General features: G+C 49.3%; 4 protein-coding genes. 2 read left to right on the top strand and 2 right to left on the bottom strand.

Translation table 11 applies throughout. The features are described 5' to 3' along the window. The first annotated feature begins 327 nt into the window (after positions 1–327). Both Q7J27_00790 and Q7J27_00785 read left to right on the top strand, forming a co-directional pair. Positions 328–3309, top strand: coding sequence for a polysaccharide deacetylase family protein (locus tag Q7J27_00790; GenBank protein ID MDO9527678.1), 2982 nt, complete (start codon positions 328–330; stop codon positions 3307–3309). Between the two features lie 2 nt (positions 3310–3311). Beyond that, complete coding sequence (locus tag Q7J27_00785) at positions 3312–3440, top strand: hypothetical protein (GenBank protein MDO9527677.1); 129 nt, start codon at positions 3312–3314, stop codon at positions 3438–3440. A 59-nt stretch (positions 3441–3499) separates the two neighbouring features. Here the strand turns inward: Q7J27_00785 and Q7J27_00780 are convergent, their stop codons facing one another. Beyond that, a complete protein-coding gene (locus Q7J27_00780) occupies positions 3500–5509 on the bottom strand; it encodes a 6-pyruvoyl-tetrahydropterin synthase-related protein (GenBank protein ID MDO9527676.1) in 2010 nt (669 codons plus the stop codon). Positions 5510–5536: 27 nt separating this feature from the next. Beyond that, a partial coding sequence (locus tag Q7J27_00775) for an IS4 family transposase (protein ID MDO9527675.1) occupies positions 5537–7839 on the bottom strand: 2303 nt, incomplete at its 5' end.

The raw sequence follows: 7839 nt of genomic DNA, 5'->3' as shown, positions 1-7839 counted from the left end.
TTAATTTTCTGGGATTAGCTGAGAGTTTCTTTGCGTGGAGTGGAGACGGCTAGCCTGTTTTGGTTGGTATATATTTACTATTGCAATACTTCGGGGTATTATGCGGAATATGAGTTATAAGTTAGTAAACGAAATGATAAGAAGAAACTAGTAAATACGCAAAATAGGAAATTAATCCTTGTATTTAAAAAAGTAAATCCTTTATAATAGAGATATATGGTAGTCCTTGCCATAATCCCTACTATAAAAGAGCCTAAAAATGCAAGGCAAGGTTACCACAAAATCCACATTTGATCAACTGTTTGAACAATCTACAGGAGGCCCCGAATGAATAAAGTCTATCCCAAAAAAAAGCGCGGTTCTTCACATTGTATCCTGGCATATACCACGTTTTTCATAATTCTTATCCTTTTCTCCAGTATTTTAAGCGGCTGCGCCGAGCGGAAGCAGGCGCAGTTTTTGCCGGAAATTGCCGTTATCGGCGATACCAGGCTTTCTTCACGCACAAATGAGAGCTTTTTCGAGGTGTACCGTGAAGGCGACTGGGTCCCCCTGATCGTAAAAGGGGTAAATATCGGCACTTCTCTGCCGGGAAGACACTTTACCCAGTTTCCCATGAGCAGGGAAGTGTATTACAGCTGGCTGAAGCAGGCTGCCGAGCTCAATGCCAATGTCATACGTCTCTACACGCTCCTTGATCCTCTTTTCTACCAGGCATTCAAGGAATACAACCGCTCGGTAGAGCCTGCAAAGAGGTTGTGGCTCCTGCAGGAAGTCTGGCCGGAAGAAAATGTTCCCGAGGATAACTATTTCGATCCCGATTACATGGAGGAGTACAAGCAGGAGATCCGCCATGTAATTGACGCGCTGCACGGCTCAGCAGAAATACGGGCGCGAAGGAGCAGGGCTTTCGGTTCTTTTCAGGCTGATATCTCGCCCTACCTCCTGGGCCTGCTCATAGGCCGGGAATTGGAACCGGAAGAAGTGCTGCACACCAACGCTGTTAATGAAGATATCAATTTATATGAAGGCCGTTTTGTCCAGGCCGCAGCCGATTCCAACGCTACCGAAATTTGGCTCGCTTTGATGTGCGATTATGCCATGGAGTATGCGCAGGAAGTTTACGGATGGCAGCAGCCGGTTTCTTTCGTCAGCTGGCCGACCCTTGACCCGCTTGAACACCCGACGGAGTGGGAACCGGCCAGCATGCCCTATAACGACATGGCCGAGATAAACCCTGCTCATTTTCAAATCGGCCCTGACAACCTGACCGGTTTTTTCGGTTCCTACCATATTTACCCCAATTACCCTGACTTCATGAACAATGAACCGGAATACGATAATTATCTTGATGAAGAAGGTATCCTACGTTACGGAGGTTACCTGCGGGAATTTATGGCCGTTCACCCTCCCTATCCGGCGCTGGTTGCAGAGTTCGGCATGGCCACCGGCGTGGCGACAGCGCATGTCCATCCACACGGGCTTGATCACGGCGGCGTATCCGAACAGCAGCAGGGAGAAATGATCGTGCGCATGTTCAAAACCATCCTCAGGGAAGGGTATGCGGGAGGTGTAATATTCGAGCTGATGGACGAATGGGCAAAAAAAACATGGATTACTGAGCCGTACATGGTACTTTTCGAGCGAAACGTCTTCTGGCACAACGCCCTCTGCCCGGAGCAAAATTATGGGCTTGTGGCCATGGAATCAGCTAAAATGCCTTTTGTTGGGACAGGCCCCTTACATATCCAGGATGGCGTCCCTGAAAATACAGCAGAAAATGCCGGCCTGCCGGGAAAAGAGCAGGAAGTGCCGGCATTAACAAGCCTCTGGGTGGACCACAATGAAACCTATCTTTACCTCGGGCTTGAGCTGGATGCAGGCGAAAAAGCAGGGCCGGGCAGCGGTGAAGTTACCAGCCGGTTCTTTCTGCCGCCGGGCACCGGCCTGCTCATAGGGCTGGATACCAAGGGCCCTGATCGAGGAACCCGTAGCCTGCCCCTTGAAAAAGAACTTTCCCCCCATGGCCTGGAATTTGTTATTGTTATAACGGAAAACGAGGATGCGTGTTTACTGGTTACCTCGTCATATAACAGGTCTACGCACAGCTATTCTTCTCCGCAAAGCGAAAACATGGCAGGTAAAAACGATGAAAAATGGGAAACCATCCGCCCCCTGGTCAACAGGGAGCGCATATCTGAAGACGGCACTTATTTCCCGGCCATTTACAGCAACGAGAGTATCCTGACGCGGGGCAACTTTTACCCTGAAAGGGAAAATTATAATTCCCTGGCCTTGTATTACATGAACGAAGACTCGGGGAGGTTAGAACTGCGCCTGCCCTGGGCGCTGATCGGTTTTTCAGACCCGTCTACCCGCCAGGTTATTGATGATCCCCGGAAGTACGGGGAAAGCCCCCTTCGCGATACGCTGCAAACTACAACGATTCCCGGGGTATCTATCTGCGCTCTTTCTTTTTCCTTTGACGCTGTCGGGGAAAAAGGATTTTCCTGCCGGGATATAGACAGCATTGTCCCTGGTGAACTGCACGGGGCACCCCTGGACTACCTTCCGCGAAATCCTGCCGGAAGCGGCTTTTCTTTAAATCTACCGTTTTATACCTGGGAATTCTGGGAAGAACCGTATTACAAGAGCAGGCAGAAGGAGAGCTTTCCGATTATCAAAGATTTTTTTTCGGCGCCGGACAGCTTCTTTGTAGATTACCCAAAGAGCGAAAATAAAGCAGACGCACCGCAAGAAAGTCCCGAACCACCCGTATTGCCGCCCCCGGATACATCCGGCAAGATTACACTGGCTTTTGACGATGGCTGGTTAAGCGTTTTTACAGAGGCGAAACCCGTCATGGACAGGTATGATTTCCGGGGGGTTGCCTACATTATCACCGATCTGGTTGTCGAACCGGAACGTATGTCCCTTGGACATCTAAAAATATTGCAAAACGCGGGCTGGGACATATGCAGCCACTCCAAAACACATCCTTATTTTTTGAGCGATAATCTGTCACCAGAGCTCATAGAAGAGGAAATAAAAGGCAGCAAGCGGTGGCTGGTTGAAAATGGCTTTACTGCCGGGGCGCAGCATTTTGCTTCTCCGGGCGGAGAAGTTGACGATTTCGTGCTCAGTCTTATAAAAGAACATCACACCTCAAACCGCATAATCATTGAAGGAATGGAAAACATACCTCCTAACGATCCGTTCAGGCTAAAAATATTGAATGTTATCAACACCACGACCTCGAGACGGTCAAGAGCTGGGTTGAGCAGGCAGAGGAAAATGATGAATGGCTAATCATGCTTTTCCACAGGATTGAAGAACCGGCTGATTATGATACGAAGGTAACTCCCTCAACCTTCAAGGACATTATTGATTACCTGGCAACGACGAACGTTGAAGTTGTTACCATGTCAGATGTGTTTTGAAAGTGCCCACTTCTTCAAGAGAACCGCTGGAGAAATGATAGTATCCAGCTTCATTTTCATTAAAGCTCTTCCTTCTGCCTTTTTGCCAGGTGTTTGCCCCGCCACACCAGCCATCCTGCAGCCAGGGCGGTGATAAGCCAACCTGTGTATACAGCGCTGCTCGAACCGTATCTCATACTGACGGTGTGCCTGCCAGGCGGTAAAATTAACAGGACCAGGTTCTCATGCCTGTATGCGGTGATGGGTTCACCATTAAGATAAACATGCCACCTGGGAGTATGGGTGACCGATATGACCACCGCCTCTTCTTCGGCGGATTCGTATTCAAATGTTAAGCCGTGGTTACTCCAGGAGTGCTGGATGGTTTCGAAAGGTTCCGGCACGTCATTTTTGCGAGGTTTCCCGAAGTCAAGAATCGTTTCCAGCAGCTGCTGTGCTTCATCCCTATGCTCGGGGACAATAAGCCTCGGCACATGCAGGCCGATAAAGTAAGCTTTTCCTCCAGGCAGCTGTTTTGCCCCGATTACTGCAAAAGTGAAAGCGCCCGGCCCCTCAGTATAAGTTAATAAGACCTCGTCCAGCCCTGTGTAAATCGCCCCGCTTCCTTCTTTTAAGTTTATCTTTACTTCGCTGTCGTAATAAGGAAATCCTTTTTCTGCAGCGTCAAGGGTTATCTCCCCGCTGACGCTTTTACTGAAGTGCCTGACCCCCAGTAATTCGGGAACCTGTGCGGACCAGGACAGATCAACAATCACTGTTTTTCCACGTTGTGTCCACTCCTCGATCTGCTTTTCCAGAGCGGCTATATTAAGCTTTGGAAAATCGTAGAGATAGATAACCTTGAAAAGGTTGATATACTCCTCCGGATAGTCCAGCGGATTTGCAAGGCGCCCCTCCGTTACCCAGGGGAAGAGTCGCACCACGTGAAAGCTACTTCTTCCGATCACGAGCACGTCGGAGTTTAGCTCCATCAGGTAGGATGAAGGACGGTTAGAAACCAGAACGGAAAAGCCGTCACTTTCAAATCCGCGCTCCCACCCCTGCTCAAGGAGGTAAGCGGACATTTTTCGCAGGTACTCTTCCCTTTCATCAAGAAGGGCTGACCGCACATTCCAGAGATGCCAGTTCCGAAGGATATAATTCAAGAAGTTCTCAGAGTAAGCTGTATTGTGATTGATCAGGGTGTATCGGTGGACGGTGCCCTCAACATTCCAGCCGTGCAGCATGTTGAAACCATCCCTGACAGGAAAAAAGGCCTGTTCACCATTTACAAGCGGCAGCGCGGTGGCTAGGCGGCCTTTCTGGAACGGATGGGATGACGCAGAAGGCACTTCATTAATATATTGCTGTATTTCACGATATTCGTGGGGTGAAAATATTGGAAGGTAGGTAGAGGTCAGGATGATGAAAAGCACGAACACTACTGCAACGGGGAACCCAAACCATGCTGACAGGCTAGGCATCTCCACACCCCTGGAAACAACACGGGAGATGCTTTGCACGAGAAATCCGGCCAAGATTGCGGCAGGAAGAGCTGCAGCATCAAGAAAACGATAGGGTATCAACCTGTCACCTAGGGGCAACAGCTGATAGATCGGGTTGCCCGGCCCCAGAGCCAAAGAAGCCGTAAAAACGAAGGAGATAGCAAGGCCGAGCCAGGCAAATCGGTCTTTCGTCCTGGTGAACCAGAGGAATGCCCCCAAAAAAGCCAGCAGGAATAAGGCGGCATGGGCAGAATGGGGAGATAGCAGCTGTCCCAGGGATAGAGATTTCAGCTCCATGATTTCCGGGGGCAGCCAGGGAACGCCCGGTGTTTCCCACTGGGTCGCTCCCGGTATGGACCAGAAAGCGGTCAGGGCCAAACCCACCAGGGCGGATTCTGCAATAAGCGATAGATTTTTCCGAGATATCAGGGGGCTGCACCCCCACACCAAGAAGAAAAGGGCTATGGCAACAGCGAGAAGGTATGCCTGCATGTTGTGGGAGAGGATCAGCAGGGCGACAAGGATGGACGAGGAGACCCAGTACCTGCGGCCTCCCTCCCTGTAGAGGCTGATCTTTACACACACTTGACACCGCGGACCACAGATTAGAGATTACGGCGAGGAATTTCTCGGTTCTGTGAAAATTGCATACATTTCTGCAGCTGTGCTTAAACGTTGCAGCCCGCGCCATAACACCTGGGTTCCTGGCGCCCCATCGCGTTTCCGACCTAAATGCCCGCCCATTTGTCCAACCATACGTATGGCTTCCTCTAGAGTCGGTGGTGTCTCCGGTGGTTTAGATTCTTTTGTAGTATAGCAGCAGAGTGCCTTCCATTCTACATCGCTGAAGAATACTGTACAGGGTACCTCCGGAGTTTCCCTGCCTAGCATTGTTAAGTGATAGATTCTCCAAGCGACGACCATATCAATTCCAATACATGCTTCAAGGCGATCAGCTGTTTCAAGCTGGCGATCACGAATACGACAACCGCTTTTAAGCGTTCGATGATATACTTCAATGCCCCAACGCCCGGAATACCATTCCGCTCTCGTCTTTGCGTCATCCAGAGTGTGTACTGGAACTGTTGTAAGAAGCATCCATTCTATGGGATTAATCTTGTCGGTGTCGTCTTGCGTATCGGGATTCTCGCGCAGGTACACAGCCCAAACAGTGATTGGCAGCTGTGTTGCTAAGTGTTTAGGAGGAGTCAACTCTACTTCCGCAAAGCGCAACTCGACCAAAGCATCTCGTGCTTTCGTCGACCCACGACGCGGTATATGTATTTTAAGCATCCCTTCTACATCGCAACGGATCATGTGATCCCACAGGTGTTTTTGCTCCACCTTTCGATTGCGACTTTTTTCGGCTCGTATCAGAAGCTTTGGGCCTTCCGGATCCTTGGTTGCCTCCTGTAGTAGTTCATAAATATCAGATTCCCGATCTCCCATGCTGACCAGCATCGTATCAGGACACAGTTTCTGTATTTCGGCTACTTTTCGGAAACTACTCAGCCATTTTATACTCTCTTTTTGCTCGATCGGCAGAGATTTTCGCTTCTTGCTCTTCTGTGTATTCTCTGGATCACGAGCCCAGCATTGGGCGTCGAGCACACCAAGGGGAGTCCCGTTGTCGGTAAAGGCCAGCGTATCATGCATGATAAGACCCAGACCACCACTTTGCTCACCACTTGTGGGACCCAATCCTTCCGTCATCGGGTGTGTATTGTAATCCAATGTTGTGGTGTCTTGTGGCGCTAATACGATCGAGTGTTCCTTGATCCGCTCGATTGTTGCTTCTGTGTGTGCTGTTAAGAGTACATCCATAGATACCGCCTCATTCTGAAAGAATCGATATGCACCGATAGTTTTTGCGTTAGAACCACAGGCTTCTGGTATACTCTTCTCGCAGTTATTGTAAAAATCCTCTGCGATGGTGTAAAGTCTTCGCTTTAGCCGTGGATCGAAGAGACGAGCGGATCCGAACTCTTCCTCGGCCCAACTTGTTGGTGTTTCGACACGGGGCACTGTTCCAAGTTTGGGTTCGACAGCATCATAAAGAATATCCTGCCAGTCGGCACATAGTGGTCGTAGGAAGATTCGTTTTGGAATACCATCACGGCGTCCAGAACTATCGCCGACCAGAGTCCAGTTTGCAGCCTTGTAACAAGTGCCGTCAAATCGAGTTGGATCGACGAATGTTTCTACTAGGACTGGACGTATGGCATATCGTTCTTCCCAATCGTTCGGCAAGCGATCTAACGCCAAAGATAGAGCATGTGATGCCAAATTGGGCACCTTTACCGATGGTATGATTAAGAAACGAGCATTACATAGTACCTTGTCCAAATTGGTACGTCTTGCAAGCTCTGTCCAGCCAATATATGTATCACGGGCTGCTAATGCCCAGGAAGCAGAAGTAAAGGCCAGGGCTCCAATTGGTCCAAACGATGAACTCACGATGAGATAGCGTATTTGAGCACCACAAAGAGATTGAGCCCCCAAATAATGGTGAGTTTCAACAAGCGATCGCCAAACTTTGGATTCATGACAATACCTGCTCATAATAGGCTGAATAGAAATAGAGCCTAACTCAGCCAATGAGCAAGATATTTCAGGAACGTCAACACAAAGCACAGGTTCAGCGGGTTGATTAAACGAGTACGTTTCGGATGACACTGGCAAGTGAATGACATCACGCTTGTCGAGTTCAGACAAGGCCTTTCGGCAACTCATCTCTTTCAACTTGCCATTAGGAGATCGCCAATTCTGACGTTGGCAGACCCGCTGGGACAATTCACGACGCGAAATTGTTGGCTCTGCATCGACTGTTTCCCCAATGTATGCAATTAAAGATTCCGGGAAATTGAGGCCATGGATTTGCATGGCTTTATCGTACCAGGAAATCACCCCTGTGT

This window comes from Syntrophales bacterium (assembly GCA_030655775.1).
Classification (GTDB): Bacteria; Desulfobacterota; Syntrophia; order Syntrophales; family JADFWA01; genus JAUSPI01.
Note: the sequence above shows the minus strand (reverse complement) of the source record. Positions and strands in the feature narration are given on the sequence as shown.

Coding starts and splice junctions, on each gene's coding strand:
- Q7J27_00790 (MDO9527678.1), top strand. CDS start 328: ATGAATAAAGTCTATCCCAAAAAAAAGCGCGGTTCTTCACATTGTATC.
- Q7J27_00785 (MDO9527677.1), top strand. CDS start 3,312: ATGCTTTTCCACAGGATTGAAGAACCGGCTGATTATGATACGAAGGTA.